Source organism: Arthrobacter parietis, assembly GCF_039530425.1.
GTDB classification, from domain to species: Bacteria; Actinomycetota; Actinomycetes; order Actinomycetales; family Micrococcaceae; genus Arthrobacter_D; species Arthrobacter_D parietis.
On sequence record NZ_BAAAON010000002.1, the window covers coordinates 55490 to 78689 of the forward strand.

Consider the following 23200-nt stretch of genomic DNA (forward strand, 5'->3'; position numbering starts at 1 on the left):
GAGGATCCCCCCGTACTTCGGGGTTCCTGTCGCGGTGTTCATTTCGCCTGCAAAAAAAGCTTTCGAACTCCGGAGAGAAATCAAGGCTTAACATTCGTGCGCAACACAACAACTCTGTTCAGTCTAGCAGGCAATCGGCGCCGTAGTCACATCACTCACTGCATCCCCAGCTCCTTGGCACCCTGGGAAGGTTCGACGCCCGCCCCGAGAAGCCGGCGCAGCGAAGACAGGCGCACCGGACCGGATTCGCCGGCAGCGCCCGACGCGACCCAGCCGTCCAGTCCGCAGTTGACGGCGGCGGCATCGTGGCGGCAGCCCCGCTCGCAGTCCTCGGTGCCGGGTGCAAGATCCGGGAAGGCGGCGAGGATGCGGTCGGCCTCGACATGGGCAAGGCCGAAGGAACGAATGCCCGGAGTGTCGATAATCCACGTACCGGGTGCTGAGTCTGCAGCTTTGAGGGCATAAGCCGATGAGGAGGTATGGCGCCCCCGCCCGGTGACCGCGTTCACTCCGCCCGTCGCCCGATTGGCTCCGGTGAGCGCGTTCACCAGCGTCGACTTGCCCACGCCGGAGTGACCGAGCAGTACGCTCACTCTGCCGTCCAAAAGCTCCTTCAACTGCTCGACGGCGCCGGGCGCGAGGAGCGCTGAGGCGCCGGTAGCGGATGTGGTTTCCACCGCGTCCGGTGTGGACGCAGTCTGGCTGGTGATGATGAGCAGGTCAAGATGTTCGTAGTTCGCCAGCAGATCCGACGGATCCTTCAGGTCTGCTTTGGTGACACAGAGGAGGGGCTGAATACCGGCGTCGTAGGCGGCCACCAGCGCGCGGTCGATGAACCCCGTGCGCGGCTCCGGATTCGCGGCCGCAACCACGATCACCAACTGGTCGGCATTGGCAACCACAGCGCGTTCCACGGGATCGGTGTCATCCGCGCTGCGGCGAAGCAGCGTGCGTCTTTCCTGAATTCGGACCAGCCGGGCGAGAGTGTCCGGTTCACCGCTGACATCTCCCACCAGCGCCACCAGATCTCCGGCGACGACGGGGGACCGCCTGAGTTCCCGTGCCCGGGCGGCAATGACAACCCGCTCTGCGTTGGTGTCCTCATCCACAACCGCGGTATAGCGTCCGCGGTCCACCGTGATGATTCGTCCGGTCACCGCATCTTCATGAGCCGGGCGGTCCTTCGTGCGTGGCCGGGAACCCTTCTTGTTCGGCCGGATCCGAACATCGGATTCATCCCAGGAAGCGGTCCCGCGGCGCGACCCGGCGGATGTCACCGAGAGCCGCTCGGACCAGCGGTGGCAGCGAGTGCCTTCCACAGCTCGGGGAACTGGGGCATGGTCTTGCCGGTGGTCGCAATGTTCTCAATCTCCACGCCGTCCACTGCGAGCCCCAGGATGGCGCCGGCCGTGGCCATCCGATGATCCTCATAGGTGTGGAAAGGACCGCCGTGCAGCGGAGCCGGGCGTATGACCAGGCCGTCAACGGTCTCCTCGACATCACCGCCAAGGCGGGTAATCTCCGCGACGAGGGCGGCGAGCCGGTCAGTCTCGTGCCCGCGCAGGTGTCCAATGCCCGACAATGCCGACGGTGTCCGCGCGAGCGAGCACAGCGCAGCGACGGTCGGCGCCAGCTCGCTGGTGTCGGCCAACTCGGCGCCGGTGATCGTCCCGGTGCCGCGGACCACCAGAGTGGAGTCATCGGTCAGCTCAACCTCGGCGCCCAGCAGGGGGAGTATGGTCAGCCACTTCGCTCCGACCTGAGTGGTGTCCGAAGGCCAGTGCGGCACACGCACGGTGCCGCCGGTAGCGAGGGCAGCGGCGAGGAACGGACCGGCATTGGAGAGGTCAGGCTCGATGCGCACATCGAACGCGCTGATGGTTCCCGGCTCCACCCGCCACGAGTTCGGAATGGAATCGTCGACGACGACGCCGGCCTCCCGCAGCACTGCAACCGTCATGGCGATGTGGTCAAGGCTCGGCACCGGCTTGCCCACATGCTGCAGGTTGAGGCCGTCCGTGAAGCGGGCGCCAACGAGCAGCAGCGCAGAGACAAACTGGGACGAGGCGCTCGCGTCTATCACCAGCGTGCCGCCCTCTACCGCTCCGGTTCCTGCGACCGTGAAGGGCAGGGAGCCGTCGTCGTTCTCGAGCTGTACTCCAAGTTCGCGGAGAGCACTGATGACCGCGCCCATCGGGCGTTTGCGGGCGTGAGGGTCACCGTCAAACGAGGTGCGCCCCGCACGAAGCGCCGCTAGCGGAGGAACAAAGCGCATGACCGTGCCGGCCAGCCCGCAGTCCACGCTCACATCCCCGGACGCGTCGGGCGGAATGGGCGTAACGAGCAAGTCAGGGCCATACGTGCCGTCGCCGTCGAGCTCCTCCACCGTGGCACCCAGCGACCGAAGGGCTTCCACCATCAACAGGGAATCCCGCGAGTGTAACGGTGCGCGCAGCCTGCTCGGGCCGTCCGCAAGCGCAGCGAGGATAAGGTACCGGTTGGTCAGTGACTTCGACGCCGGGACCTCCACTGTTGCATCAACGGGACCGGCTGCGTACGGTGCCGGCCAAAAGGATGTGGCGGACGGTGCGGCGGACAGCGCGCTCATGCTCCTTAGCTGCCCGTGACTTCCGAAGCGGTCTTGCGTACAGCTTTCTCCGCCTTCTTGATGCTCTTGCGGGTGTCATGGCTGAGGGCCAGGGCATTACGGCGCGCATCCTCGGCGAAATGCTCTGCACGCCAGGCCCAGCTCGGCCGGCCGTTGGTGTCCACGGCGGCGAGCAGCACAGCACCGATCAGCGACAGGTTCTTGAGGAGCTGGTTGCGGCGGTCCTTGCGGGTCTTGGACGTGGACGAATCCGCGCTGTTGAACTCAACAACGGCGTTCAGCGTGGACGTGGCGACCAGCACCAGAGCAGAGACGCGGGAAAAGCGCCCGATCCCCAACAGAACCGCCGCACCGAGATGGGCAGCGCCGAGCACCTTCGCGACACGCTGTTCGTTGCTCGTTGCCGAGGCCGTTGCGGGCACCGCCTTGTTGATGCGGTCAAGGGTGGGACGAAGGGCAGTAGCTGTGGCCTCGGTATTCCGGAGGCGGTCAATGCCCGTGAGGACGAAGCTGCTGGCAAGCAATGGGCGGGCGAATACGCGAACAAGGGTCACAATGCCTCCTGGCTTCCAGCACCGTGGGCGGCACCGGATCTACTTGGCGAACAAAGTCAGTTACAACCGTGGATGAATATGTCTAGTTTTGCACTTTTGGCGGACCGAGGCGATCCGGCCGCCGCGTGTGCACCGGAATATTCACCTGCTGCCCATGGTTGGAGATACATGAACACGCAGTAAACGGATACGAGGAGCAGATGGGCACAGCAACATCGGTGCGGGGCCACATCCCGCGCATCCACATTGATGCGCCGGCCGGTCCGGCGCAGCGCCGGCAAACCCGCGGACGCGTAGACTTTGCAGCAATGAATACCACAGCCGCGGCGGGGCCCACCCCAGCCGAAGACGAGGAACTGGACCTGTCCACCGAATCCGTTGCTGATCGCACGGCGAGGTTCGAGCGGGACGCCATGCAGTACGTGGACCAACTGTATTCGGCTGCCATGAGAATGGCCCGTAATCCGGCAGACGCGGAAGACCTGGTTCAGGAGGCCTACACCAAGGCATTCTCCGCGTTCCACCAGTACAAGCCGGGAACCAACCTGAAGGCGTGGCTGTACCGCATCCTCACCAACACCTATATCAACCTGTACCGCAAGCGGCAGCGGGAACCCCTGCAGTCCCACTCGGACACCATTGAGGACTGGCAGTTGGCGAAAGCAGCGGAGCACACCTCCCTCGGTCTGCGTTCGGCCGAGGTGGAGGCGCTGGATCATCTTCCGGACTCCGATGTGAAGCAGGCCCTGCAAGCAATTCCGGAGGAGTTCCGGCTGGCAGTCTACTTCTCGGACGTCGAAGGCTTCGCGTACAAGGAAATTTCAGAAATCATGAACACCCCGATCGGCACCGTCATGTCACGGCTGCACCGAGGACGCAAGCTCCTGCGCGAGTCGCTGTCCGAGTATGCGCATGAGCGCGGCATGGGTAGTTCGGTACGCGCGTCCACCGCTGATGGTGGAACTACACAGGAGGGCGGAAAATGAGCGACTGCCATAGCCTCGGCAACTGCGATGACACGCGGATCGAGCGGCTCTACGAATACCTCGACGGCGCCCTTTCGCATGCAGACCTCGTCGAGATCAAAGATCATCTCGAGGATTGCCCGGAATGCGCGCAGGAACACGATCTGGAATGCCTGATCCGGTCAGTGGTGAAGCGCTCCTGTACGGAGGTTGCACCGGCGAAGCTGAAGGCCAGCATCCTCGACCGCATCAGCCAGATCAAAACAGTGGATCATTAGGCCGGACGGCCGGTGTGGCCATAGCAAACAGAAAAGCCCCCGCACGCGTGCGGGGGCTTTCTGTTTGCTATGACCGTGATGTCAGGTGTTGGGGCGCTTACCGTGGTTAGCGCCGCCGCGCTTGCGATCACGGCGCTTACGTGCACGCTTGCTCATGGCTGCCTCCTTATGTTGCCTGTTGTGGCTTTGCCGATCGACCACATGGGTCCGGACTGCCCTCCAGTCTCCCACACGCAGGCGGCACGAACCTAAACGTGCAGGCCGGCTCGCTGCAACCCATATGCGCCGCAGCACCTGCCTAGGATGGAGCGGAACGTCTCTCAGCCGGTCCCTAGCGAAGGAGCGCCGAATGCGCGCAGTGTATGCCGAGTCAGTGTCCGCCCAATCCCCGCTCGACGGCCTGCGGATGGGTGAGCTCCCCGAACCCGAGCCACCGGCAGGTTTCCGGAGGGTCCGCGTGCGTGCCTCAGCCCTGAACCACCACGATCTCTGGTCACTGCGCGGCATTGGCCTCGCCGAGGACAAATTGCCCATGATTCTGGGCTGCGACGGCGCGGGAGTGGACGACGACGGCAACGAGGTGATCGTGCACAGTGTCATTTCCGCTTCCGGTTGGCAGGGCGACGAGACCCTTGACCCCCGCCGTTCACTACTGTCGGAAAGTTATCCGGGCACCATGGCGGACTTCGTGTGGGTGCCGGAGCGGAACCTCGTACCCAAACCTGCGGATCTCAGTTTCGAGGAGGCCGCATGCCTGCCGACTTCCTGGCTGACGGCGTACCGAATGCTGTTCACCACGTCGCCGGCAGCACCGGGCTCGACCATCCTCGTACAGGGCGCCGGGGGAGGGGTTTCCACCGCGCTCATCGCGCTGGCGCGCGCGGCGGGCTACCGGGTATGGGTTACCAGCCGCAGCGCCGGGAAACAGGACCGGGCGAGGAAGCTCGGCGCACACGAAGTGTTCGACGCCGGTGCCCGCCTCCCGGAGCGGGTGGACGTGGTGTTCGATTCCGTTGGGGAAGCCACCTGGGCGCACTCCCTGAAAGCGCTGAAGCCGGGCGGCGCTGTGGTCACCTGCGGTGCTACGAGCGGCCCCGCTCCGTCAGCGGACCTTAACCGTGTGTTTTTTCTGCAGCTGCGTGTCCTGGGTTCCACGATGGGGACCCGGAACGAGCTGGAACGCCTCGCACAGTTCCTTGCGGTAACCGGCGTGCGTCCGGTCATCGACTCTGTGCATCCGCTGGAGGACGCGCGGGCAGGCTTCGAGCGCATGGCGGCCGGAGAGGTATTCGGCAAGGTGGTCTTCGACCACGGAGCGTAGGCGCGCTTCCTGCGGAATCATGACCCTGAGAGGGCCTGATGAATCAGGCGGGCGCGGGAATCTCCAGCCACTGGAACCAGCCGCGGTGCAGGACAAGCCAGGCCATCAGGCCGTAGCCTGACTGCCCTGGTCCGCCACCGTTGGCAGCGAGGTCCGAGCGCCACTGTTCGTGCGCGTGCAGGGGAGTGAAAGTGTCCACATAGACATGCTTTCGTCGGGTGGTCACGTCAGCGAACGCCGCTGAGAGGTCAGCGAGCCTGCGGTTGCGCTCGGCGTCCAGCCCGGGCGGCGGTCCAACAACGAGCACCTTGACGCTCATGTGTGCTGCGCCGTCGAGGATGTTGGCAAGGTTGAGCCGGCTGCGTGCCGTTGAAAGGTCGAGGTCAAGGTCCCGATCCGAGAGCGCAATCAGCAGCCGGTTCTCGGTACTGTCCGAGAACCTGCGGGAAGCTTCTTCCAACCAACGTGCCGCCAGCGCTTCCGTGCCCTCGCCGGGCGCAGCAAGGCTGAACGTTTCCAGCGTTGCGTTATCCGGTGCTGTTCGCGCCAGCACCCGGCCCAGCCAACCGAGCGCGCGTGGATCACCGAGTCCTGCCAGCAGCTCGTCTCCCACAGCGGCAAGCCTTATTCTGCGTTGTTCCACGTTTTCCCTCTGGTTGCTTGTCGGGTTGTTACTCGTCGGGCCGTCAAGCCGCGGCTGCGACCTGGTGCGGGGAACGCCAATGGGCAGGGTCCCGACAGGCCCTGCCCATAGTACGTTCGGGCTGAAGGCTCAGGGATTGCGGTCGAAAGCCTTCTTGATGAGGATCTCCTGCTCCACCGCGTGGTGCTTCGCGGATCCGGTAGCCGTCGAGGCTGAAGCAGGACGGGAGGCCAGGTGCAGCCCGCGGTCCAGATGCTGGGGAAGATTCAGGCCGATGAAGGGCCACGGTCCCTGGTTGGCCGGTTCGTCCTGCGCCCACACCAGGTCAGCATTGGGGTAGGCGGCGATCGCGGATTTGATCGCATCGACCGGGAGGGGCGCCAGCTGCTCAACCCGCAGAATGGCGGTGGAAGTGTCGTCCGCCTTCTGCCGCGCTGCTGCCAGGTCATAGTAGAGCCGACCGGATACCAGCAGGACCCGCGTGACGTCCGACGGGTTGAGCCCCGCGGTGTCCTCGATGACCGGCTTGAAGCTGCCCTGCGTGAAGTCCTCGACGGCGCTCGCTGCAGCCTTGAGCCGCAGCAGCTGTTTCGGCGTGAAAATCACGAGCGGCTTGCGGGGGCGGGTGTAGGCCTGTCGCCGCAGCAGGTGGAAGTGCGATGCCGCCGTCGTGGGGTTGGCTACCACCATGTTGTCCTCAGCGCACATCTGCAGGAAACGCTCTATGCGCGCCGACGAATGGTCCGGTCCCTGTCCCTCATAACCGTGCGGGAGCATCAGCACCAGCGACGAACGCTGGCCCCATTTTTGCTCGGCAGAGGAGATGAACTCGTCGATGATGGTCTGCGCGCCGTTGACGAAGTCGCCGAACTGCGCTTCCCACAGCACCAGCGCGTCAGGGCGTTCCACCGAGTAGCCGTACTCGAAGCCCATGGCCGCATACTCTGACAGTAGGGAGTCATAGATCCAGAACTTGGCCTGCCCCTCACTGAGTTCACCAAGCGGTAGCCACTCGTTGCCATTGGCGCGGTCGTGGAACACTGCGTGCCGCTGCACGAACGTCCCACGACGGGAGTCCTGCCCGGCAAGGCGCACGGGGACGCCCTCCATGAGCAGCGACCCGAACGCTGCGATCTCGCCGAAGCCCCAGTCGATTCCGCCTTCGCGGGACATCTGCTCGCGTTTTTCAAGCAGGGCCTTGAGCTTGGGGTGGACCGTGAAGCCCTCCGGGAAGGCAAGGTGCGCCTTGCCGATGTGCGCGAGCGTCTCCGCCGTGATTGCCGTGCTTGCCGGGGCTCCGACACTGTTGTCTCCGCGTTGCGCGATAGGGCGCTCGATGTCGGAGACGGCCGCTGCATCCTTGGTGACTACCGGGATGGGGGAGGTCTGGGCTGCATGGGTCTCAGCGAAGACCCGCTCCAGCCGTTCCTGGTAGTCGCGCAAAGCCTGCTCGGCTTCTTCCTGGCTGATGTCGCCCCGACCGATGAGGGCCTCGGTGTACAGCTTGCGCACCGAACGCTTCGCCTCGATCAGGTTGTACATCATCGGCTGGGTCATCGAGGGGTCGTCGCCCTCGTTGTGACCGCGCCGGCGGTAGCACACCATGTCGATAACGACGTCCTTGTTGAACCGCTGACGGAACTGGTAGGCGAGCTGTGCTACGCGGACCACGGCCTCCGGATCATCACCGTTTACGTGGAAGATCGGTGCCTGCACCATCTTTGCCACGTCCGTGGAGTAGACAGACGAGCGGGATGCTGTGGGCGAGGTGGTGAAGCCGACCTGGTTATTGACAATGATGTGAATAGTTCCACCGGTGCGGTACCCGCGCAGTTGGGAGAGGTTCAGCGTTTCCGCCACCACTCCCTGGCCTGCGAAGGCGGCGTCGCCGTGAACCAGGATGGGCAGGACAGGGAAGGTATCTCCCTGGTCCAGGCGGTCCTGTTTGGCGCGGACAATGCCCTCAAGCACCGAGTCAACAGCCTCGAGGTGTGACGGGTTGGCCGCAAGGTAGACCTTGGTCTCGTTGCCGCTGTCCGAGGTGTAGGTGCCCTCCGTTCCGAGGTGGTACTTCACGTCACCGGAACCCTGGACCGAGCGCGGATCCTGTGTACCCTCAAACTCCCGGAAAACCTGGGCGTAGGTCTTTCCGGCGATGTTGGTGAGGACGTTCAGGCGTCCGCGGTGGGCCATGCCGATCGCGACCTCATCAAGGCCGTCGTCTGCGGCGTCGGAAAGGATTGCGTCCAATAGCGGAATAAGCGACTCACCACCTTCGAGTGAGAACCGCTTCTGGCCGACGAACTTTGTCTGCAGGAAGGTTTCAAACGCCTCAGCGGCATTCAGGCGGTGGAGGACGCGCAGCTGCTCCTCGCGGCTGGGCTTGGAGTATGAATGCTCAAGCTCGTCCTGGAACCACTGGCGTTCCTCAGGGTCCTGAATGTGCATGTATTCAATACCGGTGGTCCTGCAGTAAGCGTCCCGGAGCACACCGAGGATGGTGCGGAACTTGAGGGCAGGCTTGCCGCCGAAGCCGCCGGTCGGCCATTCGCGGTCGAGGTCCCACAGCGTAAGTCCATGGGTACGTACATCGAGATCCGCGTGCTTGCGCTGCACGTACTCCAGCGGATTGGTGTCCGCCATGAGGTGTCCGCGTACGCGGTAGGCATGGATGAGCTGCTGGATTCGGGCAACTTTGTTGATCTCATCCATGGGATCAACCTGAATATCTGCGCTCCAGCGGACGGGCTCGTACGGAATACGCAGCGCTTCAAAGATCTCATCGTAGAAGTTCTGCTCGCCCAGGAGAAGTTGGTGCACGATCCGCAGGAACTCACCGCTGCCCGCACCCTGGATGACCCGGTGGTCATAGGTGGAGGTCAGGGTGATTGTCTTGCTGATGGCGTGCTGGGCAAGTGTCTTTTCGCTGGCGCCCTGGAAGGCCGCCGGGTACTCCAGTGCGCCGGCTCCGATGATGCAGGCCTGCCCCTTGGAGAGCCTCGGGACCGAGTGCACGGTCCCGATTCCTCCCGGGTTGGTAAGGGAAACGGTAGTGCCGGCGTAGTCGTCCGCACCGAGCTTGCCCCCGCGCGCCCGCTTGACGAGATCTTCGTAAGAGTGCCAGAACTCGGAGAAGTTGAGCGTCTCCGCCTTTTTGATGTTGGGCACCACCAGCAGCCGGCTGCCGTCCGGGCGAGGCATGTCGATAGCCAGACCGAAGTTCACATGAGCCGGTTGCACGGCGGCGGGCTTGCCGTCCACGATGTCGTAATACACGTTCTGCGACGGGAACTGGGCAAGCGCGCGGATGATCGCGTATCCGATGATGTGGGTGAAGGAGACCTTGCCGCCCCGCGCACGCTCCAGATGGTTGTTAATCACGACGCGGTTGTCGATGAGCAGCTTCGCCGGAATGGCACGCACGCTGGTGGCGGTGGGCACCGTAAGGCTGGCATCCATGTTGGTGGCGATCGCCTTGGCGGGCCCGCGAAGCACCGTGACTGAGTCTTCATCCATCTCGGGGTTCAGCTCGGACTTCGGGAGCTGGGCGGGAATGGGAGCCTTTTCCGGCTTGGTTTCGGTCTTCGGTTCAGCCTTGGCGGCCGGCTTGGCCTCACCCGACGGCTTCGCCGAGGCTGCCGGCTCACCTGAGTTCTTGTTCTTTGATTCTTCCTTGGGCACCGGGGGCATTCCGGACTCCTGGCTTGCAGCGGGGGATTCACCCGACGCCTTCGGAGCATCCTGTTCCGCCTGGACAACGGGTAGCTCCCGCGTAGGCGGATTTGGGTCCGAACCGGACGAACGCTTGGCTGAATGCCGCCCGTTGTCTGAGCCGGTGTTGTCCGACTCGAACGATTCGAAAAGGCTCCACCACTTCTTGTCTACCGAGTTTCGGTCCTGCTGGAATTGCTCATAGAGCTCATCCACAAGCCATTCGTTCCCGCCGAATTCTTCCGGTAGACGGTGGTTGGGTTGTTGTGGCACTTGTTATACGCCCTCTTCCATGAGTTGCCCTTTGGCCCAAAAAGATCCGCAGAAGGTTCCAATCGGCGCTCGCCTGACCCTGTTGACCTGCCCTTCAGTCTAATGACAGTTTCAGGCAACAAGCCAATCTCCGGGGCTTACCCCCGCGTAGCTTTTCCAATGGCTCGCCATGTGCCCGGACAGGTGCCGGATTCGGCATACACTCGCTTGTGTAACCGACTGCAGGAGCTCCCGTGCGTTTCATCAACACGCCCTCAACTGACCTTACCTATTCGGACGTTTTCCTCGTTCCGTCCTCATCCGAAGTGATCTCACGGTTCGATGTCGATCTCGCGAGCGACGACGGAACGGGAACCACCATCCCTCTGGTCGTTGCGAACATGACGGCCGTTACCGGTCGCCGCATGGTGGAAACCGTGGCCAGGCGCGGCGGACTGGCCGTACTGCCGCAGGACATCCCCACGAAGGTCATCAGCGAAGTCACCGGATGGGTCAAGCAGCGCGACCTCGTCTTCGAAACCCCGCTGAAGCTGCAGCCCGGGAACACTGTGATTGATGCGCTGCACCTGATCAATAAGCGCGCCCATGGCTCCGTGATGGTCGTCGACGACGCCAACCGTTGTGTGGGAATGGTCCGCGCAGCTGACTGCGAGGGAGTGGACCGGTTCGCCTCGCTGGAGTCGGTGATGCGGAGTGCGCTCACGCTCGACGCCTCGCGTTTCTCCCAGGATCGTGACACCGCGCTGCAGCAGGCCTTCGAAGAACTCGATGCTGCCGGCGCTTCCCTCGCGGCAGTCACGCGGGACGGACAGCTGGCGGGTGTCATCACGCGCAAAGGGGCACTGCGCTCCACGATCTACCAGCCGGCCACGGACAACGAGGGGCGCCTGCGCGTCGCAGCGGCGGTCGGAATTAATGGAGATGTCGCCGCCAAGGCAGCCGAGCTGCTTGCTGCCGGCGTGGACGTGCTGGTGGTGGACACCGCCCATGGTCACCAGCGCAAGATGCTGGATGCGCTCAAGGCTGTCGCGTCGCTCGATCCATCCGTGCCGGTGGTCGCCGGCAACGTGGTCAGCGCCGACGGCGTTCGCGACCTCGTCGAAGCAGGCGCGTCAATCATTAAGGTAGGTGTCGGTCCGGGCGCCATGTGTACCACCCGGATGATGACCGCGGTTGGTCGTCCGCAGTTTTCTGCCGTCCGCGAATGTGCGCAGGCGGCCGCAGAGCTGGGTGCGCATGTCTGGGCGGACGGTGGAGTCCGATACCCGCGGGATGTCGCCCTGGCGCTGGCTGCCGGGGCCAGCCAGGTAATGATCGGATCCTGGTTTGCCGGTACCTACGAAAGCCCCGGGGACCTGCAGACGGACAGCCAGGGCCGACAGTACAAGGAGAGCTTCGGCATGGCCTCCGCCCGCGCAGTGCAGAACCGGACCCAGCGCGATGACGTCTTTGCGCGGGCACGCAAGGGCTTGTTCGAGGAGGGCATCTCGACCTCGACGATGTACCTCGACCCTGCCCGCCCCGGTGTGGAGGACCTGCTGGACATGATCACTGCCGGTGTCCGCAGTTCAATGACCTACGCGGGCGCGCGCTCCCTCGCTGAATTCCGCGAACGCGCCATTGTCGGCGTGCAGTCGGCGGCGGGCTATGAGGAAGGCCGCCCGCTGCAGCAGAGCTGGTAAAACCACGACGGCGGCACTGCCCGTTTCCGTGTCAGCTGCGGTGCTGTTGCTGTAAACTGGAAACCTTATGGACAGTCCTTCTAGGGGCCGGACCATGGCGCGCGCGCAGCGACAGTCAGCATTGATCCGACGCGCAGCGCAGCCATCCAGTGCCGGCAATCCCCGTCTCCATGCCCATCACCTACCCCCTTCGCGGTCCGCGGTAAGCGGACCAGCTGCAGTCAGTGCGGCCGGCGCGGTTACCGTCCCTCTAGGAGAGCCCACGTGCGGGACTTCCCCGTCGACGGACGTCACCCAGCTGGATGACTCCTCCGAACCGGCGGAACCCCCGAAACCCGGCGCGCCGGTTGGAACCGGCGCATCCAGGCTCACCCTGGCGGTGATCAGCTAATGGAGTGGTTTTACCTGGCCATCGGCCTGCTGCTGATCCTCGGCACCGGCTTCTTCGTTGCCGTCGAGTTTGCACTCGTCGCCCTGGATCAGACCTACGTCCAGCGGGCAGTCGACGAGGGCGACAAGCGCGCGGAGCCGCTGCTTCGCTGCCTCAAGTCGCTTTCCACCCAGCTTTCCAGCTGTCAGCTGGGCATCACGCTGACCACCCTGCTGACCGGTTACGTCATGGAACCGTCAGTGGGGCGTCTTCTCGAGTCGCCATTGGCTGCCCTCGGTGTCCCGGACACCGCGCGGTCTTCGATCTCACTCATCCTCGCGATGGTCCTGGCGACGCTGCTCTCGATGCTCATCGGTGAGCTGGTGCCCAAGAACATGGCAATATCCCTGCCCTTCAAAGTCGGCAGGGCACTCGCACGCCCGCAACTCCTCTTCACGGCAATCTTCAAACCCGCAATCGTTGTCCTCAATGGTTTTTCCAACCGGGTCCTGCACCTGTTCGGCCTGGAAGCGAAAGAGGAGATTTCGGGAGCGCGGTCACCGTCAGAGCTGTCCTCGCTCGTGCGCCGGTCGGCAGAAATGGGAACCCTGGATCAGGGCACAGCGAACTTCCTCGCTCGCACCTTCAGCTTCTCCGAGCGCACAGCAGCGGACGTCATGACGCCGCGGATCCGGATGGCGACCATCGAATCCGATGAAACTGTGGCCGACGTCGTTGATCTGGCACGAAGAACGGGATACTCCCGGTTCCCGCTGATCGGGGAATCGCCGGACGACATCCGCGGGGTGGTGCACGTGAAGAAGGCGGTCGCCGTGCCGCGGTCCAGACGCGCCGAACTTCCGGCCGGCACCATCATGACCGACGTGCTCCGGGTTCCCGAGACGGTGCATCTTGATTCCCTGCTCAGTGAGCTCCGGGAGGCCAACCTGCAGCTCGCTGTAGTACTCGATGAGTACGGCGGCACGGCTGGTGTGGTCACGCTCGAAGACCTGGTCGAGGAGATCGTCGGCGAGGTGGCAGATGAACACGACAAGCTCAAGCCCGGTGTACTGCAAAGCGCCGCCGGGAACTGGTTCTTCCCCGGAATCATGCGCCCGGACGAGGTCAGCGACCAGGTCCCGCATCTGTCGGTGCCCGATGAAGCAGGTTATGAGACGGTCGGCGGTTTCATGATGTCTGTCCTGGGCCGGATCGCCGAGGTCGGTGACCGCGTGGAGGTGCCCGGTGGAATTCTTGAGGTGGAACGCATGGATGGGCGCCGCATTGACCGCATCAGCTTCCTCCCGGTCGAGCCCGCGGAATCCGGGCAGTCCGGCGACGGCGCCTCGTCAGTAGGGGGCATCCGATGAGCGACTGGGCAGGAATTCTTTGGCTGGTCCTTCTGTTGATCGGCAATGCGTTCTTCGTCGGTGCGGAATTCGCGATCATGAGCGCACGCCGGAGCCAGATCGAACCGCTCGCGGAGGAGGGGTCCAAGCGGGCGCGCACTACGCTCTGGGCGATGGAACACGTCTCGCTCATGCTTGCCTGCGCGCAGCTGGGCATCACCGTATGTTCGCTGCTCATTCTTCAGGTGGCCGAGCCTGCCATCCACCATCTGATGGTGGTACCGCTTGAGGCGATCGGTCTGCCGGGAGGCCTTGCGGACGGCATTGCATTCGGTATCGCGCTGGCGCTCGTGACGTTCCTGCATGTGACGTTCGGCGAAATGGTGCCGAAGAACATTTCGGTATCGGTAGCTGACAAGGCTGCCCTGCTCCTCGCGCCGCCGCTGGTTATGGTAGCGAAGGTTGTGCACCCGGTGATTTCCAGCCTGAACTGGACCGCCAACCACATCCTGCGCGCCCTGCGCATCGAGCCGAAGGATGAGGTGACCTCGTCCTTCACGTTGGAAGAGGTGCAGTCCATTGTGCAGGAATCGACGCGCCACGGGCTCGTGGATGACGACGCCGGGCTGATCAGCAGCGCACTGGAGTTTTCAGGGCAGACAGCAGGGACAGTCATGGTCCCGTTGGATGAGCTGGTTACCCTCGGAACCGATTCCACTCCCGAGGAGTTTGAGCGGGCGGTCGGCCGCACCGGGTTCTCCCGTTTTGTGCTGGTGGATGAACTCGGCAATCTCACCGGCTATATGCACTTGAAAGATGTCATGTCCATGCCGGAACAGGCGTACGCCAGGCCTATTACGGAGAACAAGGTTCGCGCGCTTGCGAACCTGAGCATGGACGATGAGATCGAGGACGCGCTGGCCACCATGCAGCGCACTGGATCCCACCTCGCTCGTGTCATGACGCAGGACGGCCAGGCGCGCGGTGTTCTCTTTCTGGAGGACGTCATCGAGCAGTTGATTGGCGAAATCCGCGATGCTACGCAGAACCAGGGGTTGAGGAGAACCGGCGAATCGCTTCAGGAAGGCGTCAACCTCGGCACCACAGAAGCACGCTAGGCGAGCGCTTCGGCTCCCTCCTCCTGCGAGCGGGCGGCACCGGACGCGAAATGCGAATGATTCGCGTTTAGGTTAGAGTTGGTCCATCCACTTGAACCGCTTTGCTATCCCCTGGAACAGATCGAGGACCTTCATGCGCAGCATTTCCGCGCGAACGACGGCGGCGCTCACCGCTGTAGCCCTTTTTCCGCTGGCTCTGGCCGGCTGCGGACAGGACGCCGGCAGCGCCGGAGAGACGGCAGAGTCGGGAGCCCTGCAGGTTGTGACCTCCACGAATGTCTACGGCAGCATCGTTGAAACCGTGGGTGGCCAGAACGTCGAGGTGACGGCGATCGTCAACAGCCTTAGCCAGGATCCGCACTCCTATGAGGCGACAGTGCAGGACAAACTCGCTGTGTCCAAAGCCGACCTGCTGGTGGAAAACGGCGGAGGTTATGATCCCTTCCTTCACCAGCTCGCCGACTCGGTGGAAATGGATCATGACTACGTGCTCAGCGCCGTCGGGATTTCGGGCGTAGCTCCCGAGGATGAAGCCCACGCGGAGGAGGAGGCGCACTCGGAGGACGAGCATGACCACGGATCCTTCAACGAACACGTCTGGTACAACCTCGATGCCATGGCAGACCTTGCTGATGCTATCGGGGAAAAGCTCGCTGAGTTGGACCCGGCTAATGCAGACACCTATGAGAGCAACGCGGACACATTCGCAGAGGAAATCGCAGGGCTGCAGGGCCAGGCCGAGGCCCTGGCCTCGGAGGCGGACGGTAGGACCGTGGCCGCAACCGAACCCGTTCCCGCCTACCTGCTGGAGGCCGCCGGGCTGAAGGATGCCACCCCCGCCGATTACACGGAGGCCATCGAGGAGGGGGCCGATGTGCCCGTTGCGGCGCTGAACGAGATGCAGGAACTCGTTCAGAGCCGGTCCGTTGCCTTCCTGGCCTACAACGAGCAAACCGAAGGCCCGCAGACACAGGCGGTACGCAGCACCGCCGAGGCCGCGTCCGTGCCGGTCGTTCAGTTCACTGAGACGCTTCCGGAGGGCGAGGATTACCTCTCCTGGATGAGCGCCAACGTCGAGAACATCGCTGAAGCCCTGAAGTCCTGACAGAATTGGCCAAGACCCTCCCTCCCACGGCTTTAGGAGACTTCATGGTCACCGACGACGACGGCGATGCTGCCGCTCACCCCGTGGTGAGCCTGCGCTCAGCCTCGCTCTCTTTTGGTCGCCGGAGCCTATGGCATGACCTGGAGCTGGACATCCGGCCGGGTGAGTTCCTTGCTGTGCTTGGTCCCAACGGGTCGGGGAAAACCAGCTTGCTGCGGGTTCTCCTGGGCTTGCAGGAGTTGGACTCGGGGACAGCCACCGTGAACGGCCACGCACTGCACCGTGGAAGCCGGGCATTCGGTTACATACCGCAGCAGAAGTCATTTGCGCCGGAGACCCCCCTGCGTGCGAGGGACCTGGTGGGGTTGGGAGTGGACGGGCACCGCTGGGGTTTTCGCCGAGGCGGCGCATCCTACCGGCGAACCGTGGATGCCCTCCTGGAAAAGGTGGGCGCGTCGTCGTATGCGGATGCGCCGGTCGGGCGACTGTCCGGCGGCGAGCAGCAGCGCCTGCGTGCCGCGCAGGCGCTGGCTACCGACCCGCAGGTACTGCTGTGCGATGAACCGTTGCTTTCACTGGACCTCCACCACCAACAGGCGGTGAGCCGGCTCATCAATGATCAATGCCGTAAGCACAACACCGCCGTTGTCTTCGTGACGCATGAGATCAATCCGATCATCGATTATGTTGACCGCGTCCTCTACCTGGCAGGCGGACAGTTCCGTGTGGGCAGGCCACAGGACGTGATGACCAGCGAAGTGCTGTCCGATCTATACGACAGCAGGGTGGACGTTATCCACAACAACGGCCGCATTGTTGTCGTGGGCCTGCCGGATGCAACCACCCACCACCACGCGGAAGTAGCGCAGCAATGACGTTCGAGGAGATGCTCCAGGCCGTTTTCACGTTCGACAACTACAGCGAACTCCTGCCGCTGGTGCAAAATTCGATCTGGGCCGGCGCAGTGCTGGGCCTGCTGGGCGGCCTGATCGGCACCTTCGTAATGATGCGGGACCTTGCCTTCGCAGTTCACGGCATTGCCGAACTCTCCTTCGCCGGAGCTGCCTTCGCACTGCTGATCGGGGCCAATGTGGTGTTCGGCTCGCTGATCGGCTCAGTGATCGCCGCGCTCCTGCTTGGACTGATGGGCATCCGGGCGCGCGACCGTAACTCGATCATCGGCGTCATCATGCCGTTCGGGCTCGGATTGGGCATCCTGTTCCTGGCCCTTTACGAGGGCAGGGCGGCCAACAAGTTCGGTCTGCTCACGGGGCAGATCGTCTCAGTTGACCAGGTTCAACTGACGCTCCTGGCGGGGTGCGCCGTCGTCGTCATGGTTGCCCTTGGCGCCATCTGGCGTCCGCTGACCTTCGCCAGTGTGGACCCCGATCTTGCAGAGGCACGCGGTGTGCCGGTGCGCGGTCTCTCGCTGATCTTCATGTTCCTGCTTGGAGTCTCCGTGGCGCTGTCCATCCAGGTGGTGGGCGCCCTGCTGGTGCTCGCGCTGCTGATCACTCCCGCTGCGGCAGCGCTCAAGGTCACCTCGTCACCGCGGCTGGTGGTGCTGTTGAGCGTCGCATTCGCGTGCACATCGGTGGTCGGTGGGATCCTGCTGGCGCTGGGTGGAGGGATCCCCATCAGTCCCTACGTGACCACCATTTCCTTCGTGATCTACCTGGTGTGCAGAGCTATCAGCTGGCGTCGCGCACAGAAGGCGACGGCGTCGGAATCCCGGGCCGTCCAGCCCGCCTAAGCCTTTGCGGCGCTGCACTCCGGACACAGCCCGTAAATCTCAACCGTGTGCGCAACTTCGGTGTACCCGTGCTCCTGCGCCATGCGGGCAGCCCACTGCTCGACCGCCGGCGCTTCGATTTCCACTGCCCGTCCACACCTGCGGCAGAGCAGGTGATGGTGGTGATGTTCGACGGCGCACCGGCGGTAGACAGCCTCTCCCTCGCCGTTCCGCAGCACATCCACCAGGCCGTCGTCGGCCATTGACTGAAGGATCCGGTAGGCGGTTGCCAGCGAGACCGACTCGCCGCGCTCGTGCATTTTGCGGTAGAGCTCCTGAGTGCTGACGAAGTCGTCCAGCTCATCGAGGGTTGCGCTGACTGCCCGGCGCTGCCGTGTGACGCGCTGTTCCGAGCCCTTGCGTGTTGGCTGGCCTGCTTCAGCTGGCATGTCCGCTTAGGTCACCTCACTCTCGGAATCTGCAGTGGATTTCCGGACCGATGCTCCGGAATGAACCCGGGTCAAGGGTAGCACCGGCCGTTGTCCCTATCGGTTGCGCGGAACCGGAGACGGAGCGTCGCGACGGCGGTAGTGTGGGCGCATGTTGCTCACCAAGTACACCCACGCGTGCGTCCGGGTCGAGAAGGACGGGACAGCTCTTGTCCTGGATCCCGGGAACTTCTCCGAAGTCGAGGAGGCAGTGTCCGGCGCGGCGGCGGTCCTGATTACCCACGAACATGCCGACCACTTCGACCGGGAACGAATCAGCGCTGCCATCCGCGCCGACTCACTACTGGAGGTGTATGCACCCCAGGGCGTCGCTGCCCAGTTGAGGGAGGCGCTGGACGATGACGGCGCGGCCGCGCGCGTGCACTCAGTCGAACCGGAGCGCAGCTACACCATCGCGGGCTTCACGGTGCAGACCTTCGGCGGACAACACGCCCTCATCCATCCGCACATCCCGGTGGTGAGGAACATCGGCTACCTGATCAACGGTGCCCTCTACCACCCGGGCGATTCGTTCATCGTTCCTCACGGCGTGCAGGTGCAGACGCTCCTCGTGCCGGTTCACGCCCCGTGGTCGAAGACGGCTGAGGTAATTGATTTCGTCACCTCAGTCCGCGCAGAGAGGGCGCACCAGATTCATGACGCACTGCTGAACGGGACCGGACTGGCGATGGTCGAGGGGCACGTCTCCCGGCTGGGGAAGCACTACGGGACGGACTTCGAGCACCTGGATCCAGGCCGGAGCGTCGAGCTCTGAGCCTCGGGCATCATCCATCCGGCGACTTCCGCGATTCCGGGCTGCGCGGTGAAACGGTGTAGGTTGCAACTTCCTTCAGCTGCGGAGCGCGCGGATCGCCGTCAGTGGCGCCGGTTGCCCAGCGCAGGCTCAACCCGTCGTCGGTATCTTCAAGAACCGCCAGGTTGTTGTCGAACCAGGGACCCCTGATGCTCTTCCAGGAGAAGGGCGGCTTCGGCACCTTCACGGAACGGGCAGCCAGTGCTCCCACCGGGCCTGCGACGCCGTAGGACATCACCACTGTGGCAAAGCGCAGAGCGCGGGGGAGCGGGTTGCGGATCGGGGAACACACGGCCTGGATGATCCGGCTGCCCGAGGACCGTTCAACCTCTGCTATGTAGGAAAAGTGCACGTCACCGGAAAGGAAGGTCACGGTCTCGGGTGCCAACCCGCGCTTGCCGTCAGCCACCTCGGTCGCGAGGTCCGCGACCACCTTGAAGCTGCGCTGGAACGCGCCCCAGTGCTCAAGGTCCAGTGCCTGCCGCAGCGCCTCGCCGATGCGCGACCCCCGCTTCCCCCAGGCACCCTCTGCCAGGGCTTCGTCCCATGACTCGATATGGTGCAGCCCGCGCGGGAGGAGGAACGGAAGCGAGGTTGCAACGATCAAGTGCCGCACTCCGCCCTGGAAGTGTTCGTCCAGCCAGGCGAGTTCGGCATCATCCAGAAGGGAGCGCTGCCCAGGATCGAGCACGCGTGCCGCACGTGAATCGACAGTGATGATCCGCACGTCCCCGATGTCCCGGCAATAGCTCCAGCGGTAGCTGGACGGCTCGGCGTCTGCCCGTTCGGCAAAAGCTTCGAGGTCCGCGGTGAGATCGAGTTCGTCAGGGCCCTGATGGGCGCGGATTCTCTGCCAGAGAATGTCGTCGGCGCGTCCAACCGGAGAAAGGTTCCCGAGGTGCTGATATACCCAGTAGGAGGCTAGTCCGGCAACGATGCGGCCCTGCCACCAGGAGGTGCCGTGCATTTTCTCCCGCCACGTGAGGGAGGCATTCCAGTCGTCGCGGATGTCATGGTCGTCGAACATCATCGCGCTGGGAACGGTGGAGAGCAGCCAGCGGTTGGCGTCGTCGGACCAGGCGAGTTTGTACAGGTGGGTATACTCTTCGTAGTCCTTCAGCTCCTCACCCGGCGGATCATCAAGGGAGCGCCGTGAACGGATGAAGTCCTGCATCTCCTTACTCGTTGAATCCGCATAGACCTGATCGCCGAGGAAGGCGATCAGATCGGGGCGGGCACCGTCGTCGTTGTGGAGGGCCTGATGCAGGGCGAAGGCGCGCAGCGCGTCGACGCCGTGGCCGGCGTTGCCGAGCGCGTCATGCGGGACGCTGGTCCGGCATGAGCCGAAGGCGAGGCGCAGCCGCCCCTGAGGATGAAGCGTACGGATGGACGGTGCAGGGAATTCAGAGGCAGGTTCCGGCCATGCGCGCTCGCCGGCTATGTCTACGGTGTACTCCACGGTGGTGCCCGGCGGAAGATGCTCCGCCTCGACCAGCGCATAGTGATGACCATGGACGCCGAACGTGGCAGCGGTCCACGTCTTTCCATCCGCGCGCAACTCGACCGTGCAGGCTGCACTGGTTTCCATCCATAGCGTCGCCGAGGTTTCATCGACATACCGGAGCATGGGACCGAGCACCAGTGAAGCTGTCATTACCCTTTTGTACCCCGTGACGCCCTTCAGGACCAGAGCCCTGCCCGCTTGGTCACCAGGTGTGCGCCGCCGGCTTGGAGGGGACCGCGGAGCTGTGGTGAACTTGGCTCACACCTGTGACCGGCGTGCCACCGGTCACACATTCATAAGGAGATCTTCATGGAGACTCTGATGGACGTGCAGGCGCTGCGGAACCGGATGACCTCCGGTCAGCAGACCGTCCTGCTGGATGTTCGCTGGACGCTGGGCAACCCCCACGGTCACGAGCAGTACCGATCAGCTCACATTCCCGGCGCCGTCTACGTTGACCTTGAAACGCAGCTGTGCTCCCGTCCATCAGCAGCGGAGGGACGGCACCCGCTGCCCGAACCGGCCGCGCTCGAGGAGGCGGCCCGTCAGTGGGGCATCAACGACGGCGATGTGGTTGTTGCCTATGACGACACGGGGAACCTTTCGGCAGCGCGCCTCTGGTGGCTGCTTCGCGATGCGGGCCTCACCAGCGTCTATCTACTCGATGGCGGACTGAATGCGTGGCAGGCGGCCGGGTATGAGACGGAGCGGGGCGAGGAGCAGCACTGCCTGGGCGAAGTCACCCTGAGTTCCGGACACATGCCGGTCCTGACGACGGCCGACGGCGTTCTCGCTCTGGCTGGGAACGGCGTGCTGCTTGATGCCCGGGCGTCTGAACGCTTTCGCGGCGAGACCGAGCCGGTCGATGCGAAGGCCGGGCACATTCCCGGTGCCTCCAGCGCTCCCACGTCCGAGAACCTCACGGCGGAAAACACATTCCTGCCGCCGCCGGAACTGCGCCGGCGTTTCGCTGCGCTCGGCATTACCGAGACAGCAGAGGTTGGCGTCTATTGCGGCTCCGGTATCACTGCTGCGCACGAGATCGCCGCGCTTGAGGTTGCCGGCTATCAAGCGGCGCTTTACCCCGGCTCATGGTCTCAGTGGTCCCAGCGTGCGGATCTGCCGGTGGCCACCGGTCCCTGATCCTGCACCGGACGGGCTCGGTTGCAGGCGTTCGCCCGTGAGAGAGTAGCCGTTATGAGCATCGCACACGCCTACGCTGCCACCTCGGCCTCCAGCGGACTGGGACGCACAACCGTCGAACGCAGGGAACCTGAGGACGACGACGTCGAAATCGCCATCGAATACTGCGGACTATGCCACTCGGATGTCCATGCAGCCCGCAGCGAATGGGGCACTGCCCGCTACCCCCTGGTGCCCGGCCACGAGATTGTAGGCCGGGTCACCCGGGTCGGGGCATCCGTGACGTCCTTTGCGGTCGGCGCCAGGGTGGGAGTCGGCTGCATGGTGGACTCATGCCGCGAATGCGGAAGCTGTGCGGAAGGGTTGGAGCAGTACTGCGTCAACGGAATGACCGCTACCTACGGGACTCCGGACCGAAGGCGTGACGGTGAAGTCACCCAGGGCGGTTACTCGACCTCGATTGTCGTGAATGAGGGCTACGTTCTCCGGATACCGGAGTCCATGGACCCAGCCGCCGCTGCGCCGCTGCTGTGCGCCGGGATCACCACCTTCTCGCCGCTGAACCACTTCGGCGTGGAGAAAGGTGACGCTGTCGGCGTCGTCGGGCTCGGTGGCCTCGGACATCTGGCGGTGAAGATCGCCAAGGCGATGGGGGCGGAGGTGACGGTCTTCACCACCTCGTCCGGCAAGATGGACGCCGCACGCGAACTGGGAGCGGATCACGTGGTGTTGTCCAGGGATGCGGACGCCATGGCAGCCGTATCCAACACGCTTGACGTCGTCATCGATACGGTGGCGGCGCCTCATGAGCTGAACCCCCTGATCCGCGCGCTTCGCCTGGACGGTGCACTATTCCAGCTCGGGCTGCCGGCGGACCCGATGCCCGCCGTTGACCCGGGACTGCTGGTCCGGAAGAGACGCAAGTACGCGGGCTCACTCATCGGCGGTATCGCAGAAACCCAGGAGATGCTTGATTTTTGTGCCGAGCACCAGGTGGCATCGGATATAGAACTCGTTTCTGCTGACCAGCTCAACTCCGCGTATGACCGCATGGTTGCAGGCGACGTGAAGTACCGCTTCGTGCTTGATGCCGGATCCCTGAAGGAGGACTTATGAGCACGCTGTTCACCAGGATCATCGCCGGGGAAATCCCGGGCAGGTTCGTCTGGAAGGACGAGGACGTGGTGGCGTTCCTGACCATAGAGCCCATCACTGACGGGCACCTCATGGTGGTGCCACGCCACGAGGTTGCGCACTGGGTGGACCTGGACCCGGACCTGCTCGGCAAGGTCATGGATGTGGCGCAGAAAATTGCCAAAGTTCAGGAGTCAGCCTTTCACTCCCGGCGCATCGGAGTGCTCATGGAGGGCTACGAAATTCCGCACGTGCATGTGCACATCTGGCCGACGCAGAGCCCGGCTGACTTTGACGTACACAACGTGGACCATAATCCCGATCCGGCGAAGCTCGACGAAAATGCGGAACGGCTCCGCGCGGGCCTGCGAAGCGCAGGGTTCGGCGACAACGTCCCTGACTGAACCC

General features: G+C 63.9%; 21 protein-coding genes. 13 read left to right on the forward strand and 8 right to left on the reverse strand.

Going from position 1 to position 23200, the window contains the following annotated elements; translation table 11 throughout:
* Nucleotides 1-155: 155 nt before the first annotated feature.
* From rsgA to ABFX19_RS08445, 3 genes are read right to left on the reverse strand one after another with little or no spacing between them, the layout of a single operon-like run.
* Nucleotides 156-1277, reverse strand: coding sequence for a ribosome small subunit-dependent GTPase A (gene rsgA / locus ABFX19_RS08435; protein ID WP_346028091.1), 1122 nt, complete (start codon nucleotides 1275-1277; stop codon nucleotides 156-158).
* On the reverse strand, nucleotides 1274-2608 hold the full coding sequence (gene aroA / locus ABFX19_RS08440) for a 3-phosphoshikimate 1-carboxyvinyltransferase (protein ID WP_346028092.1): 1335 nt from the start codon (nucleotides 2606-2608) through the stop codon (nucleotides 1274-1276). Before aroA ends, rsgA begins: the two co-directional genes overlap by 4 nt.
* 5 nt (nucleotides 2609-2613) lie before the next feature.
* A complete protein-coding gene (locus ABFX19_RS08445; RefSeq protein WP_277357886.1) occupies nucleotides 2614-3162 on the reverse strand; it encodes a DoxX family protein in 549 nt (182 codons plus the stop codon).
* 308 nt (nucleotides 3163-3470) lie between these two features.
* Here ABFX19_RS08445 and ABFX19_RS08450 point away from each other — a divergent pair, with 308 nt between their 5' ends.
* Together ABFX19_RS08450 and rsrA are read left to right on the forward strand one after the other, a co-directional pair.
* On the forward strand, nucleotides 3471-4148 hold the full coding sequence (locus ABFX19_RS08450; protein WP_235563265.1) for a sigma-70 family RNA polymerase sigma factor: 678 nt from the start codon (nucleotides 3471-3473) through the stop codon (nucleotides 4146-4148).
* Nucleotides 4145-4405, forward strand: a complete 261-nt coding sequence (gene rsrA, locus ABFX19_RS08455; protein ID WP_056548021.1) for a mycothiol system anti-sigma-R factor — start codon at nucleotides 4145-4147, stop codon at nucleotides 4403-4405. The genes ABFX19_RS08450 and rsrA overlap by 4 nt, the downstream gene beginning before the upstream one ends.
* Nucleotides 4406-4486: 81 nt before the next feature.
* Here rsrA and ABFX19_RS16090 read toward each other — a convergent pair whose 3' ends face one another.
* Nucleotides 4487-4561, reverse strand: a complete 75-nt coding sequence (locus tag ABFX19_RS16090; RefSeq protein WP_369299106.1) for a 50S ribosomal protein bL37 — start codon at nucleotides 4559-4561, stop codon at nucleotides 4487-4489.
* Between the two features lie 193 nt (nucleotides 4562-4754).
* Here ABFX19_RS16090 and ABFX19_RS08460 point away from each other — a divergent pair, with 193 nt between their 5' ends.
* Entirely contained in the window at nucleotides 4755-5726 is a 972-nt protein-coding gene (locus ABFX19_RS08460) for a zinc-binding dehydrogenase (protein WP_346028093.1), read from the forward strand.
* Nucleotides 5727-5769: 43 nt separating this feature from the next.
* Here ABFX19_RS08460 and ABFX19_RS08465 read toward each other — a convergent pair whose 3' ends face one another.
* Together ABFX19_RS08465 and ABFX19_RS08470 are read right to left on the reverse strand one after the other, a co-directional pair.
* Nucleotides 5770-6369: a GDSL-type esterase/lipase family protein gene (locus ABFX19_RS08465; RefSeq protein WP_346028094.1), complete on the reverse strand. Its 600-nt coding sequence runs from the start codon at nucleotides 6367-6369 to the stop codon at nucleotides 5770-5772.
* A gap of 129 nt (nucleotides 6370-6498) precedes the next feature.
* Nucleotides 6499-10353, reverse strand: coding sequence for a multifunctional oxoglutarate decarboxylase/oxoglutarate dehydrogenase thiamine pyrophosphate-binding subunit/dihydrolipoyllysine-residue succinyltransferase subunit (locus ABFX19_RS08470; RefSeq protein WP_346028095.1), 3855 nt, complete (start codon nucleotides 10351-10353; stop codon nucleotides 6499-6501).
* A gap of 233 nt (nucleotides 10354-10586) precedes the next feature.
* Between ABFX19_RS08470 and guaB1 the strand changes: the two genes are divergently transcribed.
* From guaB1 to ABFX19_RS08500, 6 genes are all read left to right on the forward strand, one after another.
* Nucleotides 10587-12035, forward strand: a complete 1449-nt coding sequence (guaB1, locus tag ABFX19_RS08475; RefSeq protein ID WP_056548034.1) for a GMP reductase — start codon at nucleotides 10587-10589, stop codon at nucleotides 12033-12035.
* A gap of 390 nt (nucleotides 12036-12425) precedes the next feature.
* Complete coding sequence (locus tag ABFX19_RS08480; RefSeq protein WP_277357882.1) at nucleotides 12426-13775, forward strand: hemolysin family protein; 1350 nt, start codon at nucleotides 12426-12428, stop codon at nucleotides 13773-13775.
* Nucleotides 13772-14872 carry a hemolysin family protein gene (locus tag ABFX19_RS08485; RefSeq protein ID WP_277357881.1) on the forward strand — a complete coding sequence of 367 codons (1101 nt, stop codon included), beginning with the start codon at nucleotides 13772-13774 and terminating at the stop codon, nucleotides 14870-14872. Before ABFX19_RS08480 ends, ABFX19_RS08485 begins: the two co-directional genes overlap by 4 nt.
* A gap of 133 nt (nucleotides 14873-15005) precedes the next feature.
* Nucleotides 15006-15977 carry a metal ABC transporter solute-binding protein, Zn/Mn family gene (locus tag ABFX19_RS08490; protein WP_346028096.1) on the forward strand — a complete coding sequence of 324 codons (972 nt, stop codon included), beginning with the start codon at nucleotides 15006-15008 and terminating at the stop codon, nucleotides 15975-15977.
* Nucleotides 15978-16021: 44 nt separating this feature from the next.
* Entirely contained in the window at nucleotides 16022-16852 is an 831-nt protein-coding gene (locus tag ABFX19_RS08495) for a metal ABC transporter ATP-binding protein (protein WP_346028097.1), read from the forward strand.
* Nucleotides 16849-17730, forward strand: coding sequence for a metal ABC transporter permease (locus tag ABFX19_RS08500; protein ID WP_346028098.1), 882 nt, complete (start codon nucleotides 16849-16851; stop codon nucleotides 17728-17730). Before ABFX19_RS08495 ends, ABFX19_RS08500 begins: the two co-directional genes overlap by 4 nt.
* Here ABFX19_RS08500 and ABFX19_RS08505 read toward each other — a convergent pair.
* Nucleotides 17727-18158, reverse strand: a complete 432-nt coding sequence (locus ABFX19_RS08505) for a Fur family transcriptional regulator (RefSeq protein ID WP_056548042.1) — start codon at nucleotides 18156-18158, stop codon at nucleotides 17727-17729. The two genes, ABFX19_RS08500 and ABFX19_RS08505, sit on opposite strands and share 4 nt — an antisense overlap.
* 151 nt (nucleotides 18159-18309) lie before the next feature.
* Here ABFX19_RS08505 and ABFX19_RS08510 point away from each other — a divergent pair, with 151 nt between their 5' ends.
* Nucleotides 18310-18972, forward strand: coding sequence for an MBL fold metallo-hydrolase (locus ABFX19_RS08510; RefSeq protein WP_277357877.1), 663 nt, complete (start codon nucleotides 18310-18312; stop codon nucleotides 18970-18972).
* Nucleotides 18973-18982: 10 nt separating this feature from the next.
* On the opposite strand, the gene ABFX19_RS08515 is transcribed toward ABFX19_RS08510, so the two are convergent.
* Nucleotides 18983-20665, reverse strand: coding sequence for an alkaline phosphatase D family protein (locus ABFX19_RS08515; protein ID WP_346028099.1), 1683 nt, complete (start codon nucleotides 20663-20665; stop codon nucleotides 18983-18985).
* Between the two features lie 159 nt (nucleotides 20666-20824).
* Between ABFX19_RS08515 and ABFX19_RS08520 the strand changes: the two genes are divergently transcribed.
* Genes ABFX19_RS08520 through ABFX19_RS08530 form a run of 3 tightly spaced genes read left to right on the forward strand, consistent with a single transcriptional unit; the run spans nucleotide 20825 to nucleotide 23196 of the window.
* Nucleotides 20825-21658 carry a sulfurtransferase gene (locus ABFX19_RS08520; RefSeq protein ID WP_346028100.1) on the forward strand — a complete coding sequence of 278 codons (834 nt, stop codon included), beginning with the start codon at nucleotides 20825-20827 and terminating at the stop codon, nucleotides 21656-21658.
* A gap of 54 nt (nucleotides 21659-21712) precedes the next feature.
* Complete coding sequence (locus tag ABFX19_RS08525; protein ID WP_346028101.1) at nucleotides 21713-22774, forward strand: NAD(P)-dependent alcohol dehydrogenase; 1062 nt, start codon at nucleotides 21713-21715, stop codon at nucleotides 22772-22774.
* A complete protein-coding gene (locus ABFX19_RS08530; RefSeq protein WP_277357873.1) occupies nucleotides 22771-23196 on the forward strand; it encodes an HIT family protein in 426 nt (141 codons plus the stop codon). Before ABFX19_RS08525 ends, ABFX19_RS08530 begins: the two co-directional genes overlap by 4 nt.
* Nucleotides 23197-23200 lie beyond the last annotated feature (4 nt).

What these genes read in the sequence shown, in the direction of transcription:
- aroA (WP_346028092.1), bottom strand. Translation starts at nt 2,608, where the DNA reads ATGAGCGCGCTGTCCGCCGCACCGTCCGCCACATCCTTTTGGCCGGCA.
- ABFX19_RS08450 (WP_235563265.1), top strand. Translation starts at nt 3,471, where the DNA reads ATGAATACCACAGCCGCGGCGGGGCCCACCCCAGCCGAAGACGAGGAA.
- rsrA (WP_056548021.1), top strand. Translation starts at nt 4,145, where the DNA reads ATGAGCGACTGCCATAGCCTCGGCAACTGCGATGACACGCGGATCGAG.
- ABFX19_RS08460 (WP_346028093.1), top strand. Translation starts at nt 4,755, where the DNA reads ATGCGCGCAGTGTATGCCGAGTCAGTGTCCGCCCAATCCCCGCTCGAC.
- ABFX19_RS08480 (WP_277357882.1), top strand. Translation starts at nt 12,426, where the DNA reads ATGGAGTGGTTTTACCTGGCCATCGGCCTGCTGCTGATCCTCGGCACC.
- ABFX19_RS08485 (WP_277357881.1), top strand. Translation starts at nt 13,772, where the DNA reads ATGAGCGACTGGGCAGGAATTCTTTGGCTGGTCCTTCTGTTGATCGGC.
- ABFX19_RS08490 (WP_346028096.1), top strand. Translation starts at nt 15,006, where the DNA reads ATGCGCAGCATTTCCGCGCGAACGACGGCGGCGCTCACCGCTGTAGCC.
- ABFX19_RS08495 (WP_346028097.1), top strand. Translation starts at nt 16,022, where the DNA reads ATGGTCACCGACGACGACGGCGATGCTGCCGCTCACCCCGTGGTGAGC.
- ABFX19_RS08500 (WP_346028098.1), top strand. Translation starts at nt 16,849, where the DNA reads ATGACGTTCGAGGAGATGCTCCAGGCCGTTTTCACGTTCGACAACTAC.
- ABFX19_RS08505 (WP_056548042.1), bottom strand. Translation starts at nt 18,158, where the DNA reads ATGCCAGCTGAAGCAGGCCAGCCAACACGCAAGGGCTCGGAACAGCGC.
- ABFX19_RS08510 (WP_277357877.1), top strand. Translation starts at nt 18,310, where the DNA reads ATGTTGCTCACCAAGTACACCCACGCGTGCGTCCGGGTCGAGAAGGAC.
- ABFX19_RS08515 (WP_346028099.1), bottom strand. Translation starts at nt 20,665, where the DNA reads ATGACAGCTTCACTGGTGCTCGGTCCCATGCTCCGGTATGTCGATGAA.
- ABFX19_RS08520 (WP_346028100.1), top strand. Translation starts at nt 20,825, where the DNA reads ATGGAGACTCTGATGGACGTGCAGGCGCTGCGGAACCGGATGACCTCC.
- ABFX19_RS08525 (WP_346028101.1), top strand. Translation starts at nt 21,713, where the DNA reads ATGAGCATCGCACACGCCTACGCTGCCACCTCGGCCTCCAGCGGACTG.
- ABFX19_RS08530 (WP_277357873.1), top strand. Translation starts at nt 22,771, where the DNA reads ATGAGCACGCTGTTCACCAGGATCATCGCCGGGGAAATCCCGGGCAGG.